Annotated in this window: 2 protein-coding genes; one reads left to right on the top strand and one right to left on the bottom strand. The window is 45.7% G+C overall.

The annotated features are described in order from the left end of the window. Window positions 1–362, bottom strand: a 362-nt coding sequence (locus A3735_RS19790; RefSeq protein WP_068638516.1) for a hypothetical protein, incomplete at its 3' end; no start/stop codon positions are given. Between the two features lie 239 nt (window positions 363–601). Between A3735_RS19790 and A3735_RS19785 the strand changes: the two genes are divergently transcribed. Next, window positions 602–1,287, top strand: a 686-nt coding sequence (locus tag A3735_RS19785; protein ID WP_156499780.1) for an Hsp70 family protein, incomplete at its 3' end; no start/stop codon positions are given.

Raw genomic sequence — 1,287 nt, 5'->3', positions numbered from 1 at the left:
CATACGCGTTGGGACTTGTAGTGCTTTTGGGCTTTGTTCATCAGTATTCTATTCAGAGCGCTAAGCAGACGCTCATGCACGTTGGAACAGTTAGCCTGCTCGCGCAGTGCTTCACGTGTTTTATCCGTCAGGTCACGTTTCAATATCGCCATTGCTTCGGCTTCAGAGCCGTATAGGTGCGCAATTTCCAAATCGAGTCGAAGGCCTTCCAACTCGCAGGATACATCTGGCTTATTTGGTTTGTTGTGCCAAATATGCCGAATTTCTTGACCGTGTAGCCTTTCATAGTGACGCATAAAAAGCTTGGCAGCTTCATGTTCGAGGGCTATCTTCTCGTCGGCACTGCTTGAAAATTGTTGCATAAACTAATACCCGGTTAGGCAGTCTTACTGTGCCTAGATAGAGCGACTTTATGAGAGTAGCTTATAAAGTCTTGGGTAGGACTTCAATGCCCTACCTATAACTTCTAGGGAGTCGATACATTCAGCAATTAGGTAAAAGACAGCCTGCCATATTTAACTGGCTAAGCCGTGAAGCTTATGTTAATTTTCGCGCCCTTTTTATTTGTCCTTCTTCTAGTGGTATTAAAGGTGGTAGTGGAATGATTTCGGGTTTTGACTTTGGAACCTCAAACTGTGCAATAGGTATTCACGATAGTAATTTGAATAGCGTCCGTTTGCTCGAGCTAGAGCAAGGCAAGCGCTTTATGCCGTCGACTTTGTATGCTTTAGACCGGGAACTGATTAGTGAAAGTGTCGGCTTGTCTATTGCCACTGATGAGCTTAAGTCAGACTATATCGACCTGCGCAGTAACCACTTAGCTCGTGCTCAACATGTTCGCCGGGAGCAAGGTTTTGGTTCAGACGAAAGAATAGTCTATGTCGGCCATGAAGCCTTTGAAGAGTATTTACAATGGCCGGGAGAAGGCTACTTTGTAAAGTCCCCGAAGTCTTTTCTGGGTGCCAGCGGACTTCGTCCAGAAGCGGTTTTTCTATTTGAAGATATCGTTACGGCAATGATGCAATCTATTAAAGCGCGTGCGGAACAGACACTTGGCGATACGATATCGCATACTGTGATTGGTCGCCCTGTAAACTTCCAAGGTTTGGACGCCGAGCAGAGTAACCGTCAGGCCTTGGAAATTCTGCAAACCTCAGCAAAACGTGCTGGTTTTAAAGATGTTGAGTTTTTATTTGAGCCTATTGCCGCAGGCCTGAGTTTTGAACGTTCACTCGATGCAGATAAAACGGTTTTAGTTGTCGATATCGGTGGTGGAACGAGCGACTG

This window comes from Oleiphilus sp. HI0061, assembly GCF_001635675.1.
The sequence above is the reverse complement of the archived record's forward strand: the minus strand, read 5'-3'. Positions and strand labels throughout refer to the sequence as shown.